The following is a 1,672-nucleotide window of genomic DNA, read 5'->3' on the forward strand; positions in this document are numbered from 1 at the left end:
AGATCTCGTCCATATGCCACTTGCCGGTTACGGTCCGCTTGCGTTTGTTGAACAACGCTCCAGAAGCTCAGGCGAGAAGTGAACGACCCAACAATGCACGGTGCAGTAGCGTTGGTGCATGGATCCTTTGTCAACGGTTTGGCGATAGGCAGGCAGTCCTTGAACATGTCTTAGACGTAAAACTTCTCTGACCCGGCGCATCGACAATCTCTGGGTTGGCATCAGGCTTCCTCGTTTTGAACGAGGCATCCTGTAGACTGGCTGAGTTGTCGGCCGAAGCGTCCAGCACCTTCGAAAAGCTGCTCACGATCGTCTGAAATCGCTGCTCACGATCCCGCGAAATCGTTGCTCATGATCCCGTGAAATCCGTGCTCACGATGCGGTGAAATCCGTGCTCACGATCATCTGAAATACGCAATATCCGCGCACCAACGCCTTGCGAAGCTGCTTTGGCCCAGGCGCGACAAATCGATCTCGCCACCCCGATCCCCGATTTTGCTGGCATTGCCACCGACCAACCTGGAGGCAGCTTGGCGCGCGCCTTACGTCGATATGCGTTGTCGTCAGCAACTCCTTCGCACTCTCGTGTCCGATATCATCGCCGACGTTGATGAAGAGCGACGTGAAGTCATTTTGACGATCCACTGGAAAGGTGGCCAACACTCCCAGCTCCGAATCCGCAAACCCAAAGCTGGCGAACACGGCCAGAGCACGCCGGAGGCTGCTCTCGCGGTCATCGGTCCATGGCTACCCGATGGTCCGACACCGACATTGCCGCCACCCTCAACCGGATGGGAATGCAAACCGGACAAGGTAAGACGTGGACAGGGCGCCGTGTCGGGGCGCTGCGCACAGTCCATAAAATCCACGGCTACCGATCCGCCGATAAGAACGGCGAGTGGCTCACGCTGACCGAAGCCGCTAAAAAGCTTGGTGTTTCTGCCCATCGTGCCCGCGACTGATCAAGGAGGGGGTGCTTCCGACCGAGCAGGTTGTGCCTGACGCGCCGCACCAAATACGAGCGGCGGACCTGGAAAAGGACGAAGTAACCAGTTTCCGGGTCACAGAGGCTCGTGTCGCATCAAAATGGAAAACCAAAAGTCCCTGTTTCCGGGCATTTGAAGAGGAGGTGTAGTATGAACCGGGCATTGCTATGGTGCGCATGGATCTTTCGACCGTGTTGGTGTCCGTCTCCAGACGCCCATCCGCAAGGAACAGCGTCAGGCCCGCCCAGTGGCCCAGCACATATCGGATCGCCTCGGCGGTCTTGGATTTCGTCGACAGGCCGGACAGCTCCTCCTCCAGGACGGTCTTCAGGGCGGCCATCACAGGCGCTGCGGGCCTGGCGAACAGCCCGGCGTTCGGCGGCGCTCGTGCCGCGGATCTCCGCCTCGATGGCGTAGGTCCTGCTGAAGCGTTCGATGATATCGGCGGTGAAGGCCGATCCGGTCTTCTTGTGCAGGTCGATGAACTTGCGCCGCGCATGGGCTAGGCAGAAGGCGAGCGTGATCGGACCTGGCTTGCGCCCCTTCGAGGTCAGGCCGTTGTAGCCGGCATAGCCGTCGACCTGCACTAGTGGACTGATCGGGACGGAAGAGTCCGATTTGGGATTCCCCTCGTTGTCGCGGCATGCGACGGTGGGGAAGATGCGCACAGGTATCATGATCGACGT

The 1,672-nt window shown here is 59.1% G+C and carries 2 protein-coding genes and 2 pseudogenes; 1 reads left to right on the forward strand and 3 read right to left on the reverse strand.

Going from position 1 to position 1,672, the window contains the following annotated elements; all coding sequences use genetic code 11:
* Together NKH05_RS32925 and NKH05_RS33285 are read right to left on the reverse strand one after the other, a co-directional pair.
* Window positions 1-108, reverse strand: a pseudogene (locus tag NKH05_RS32925) (IS6 family transposase); the annotation flags it as partial.
* Between the two features lie 264 nt (window positions 109-372).
* A complete protein-coding gene (locus NKH05_RS33285; protein ID WP_502913305.1) occupies window positions 373-660 on the reverse strand; it encodes a hypothetical protein in 288 nt (95 codons plus the stop codon).
* Window positions 661-743: 83 nt separating this feature from the next.
* Between NKH05_RS33285 and NKH05_RS33290 the strand changes: the two genes are divergently transcribed.
* On the forward strand, window positions 744-962 hold the full coding sequence (locus NKH05_RS33290) for a hypothetical protein (RefSeq protein WP_502913306.1): 219 nt from the start codon (window positions 744-746) through the stop codon (window positions 960-962).
* On the opposite strand, the pseudogene NKH05_RS33295 reads toward NKH05_RS33290, so the two are convergent.
* Window positions 922-1,663: pseudogene (locus NKH05_RS33295) on the reverse strand (IS66 family transposase). The gene NKH05_RS33290 and the pseudogene NKH05_RS33295 overlap by 41 nt on opposite strands.
* Window positions 1,664-1,672 lie beyond the last annotated feature (9 nt).

The sequence above is a fragment of the Mesorhizobium sp. M1399 genome, assembly GCF_040317735.1.
Lineage (GTDB): Bacteria > Pseudomonadota > Alphaproteobacteria > Rhizobiales > Rhizobiaceae > Mesorhizobium.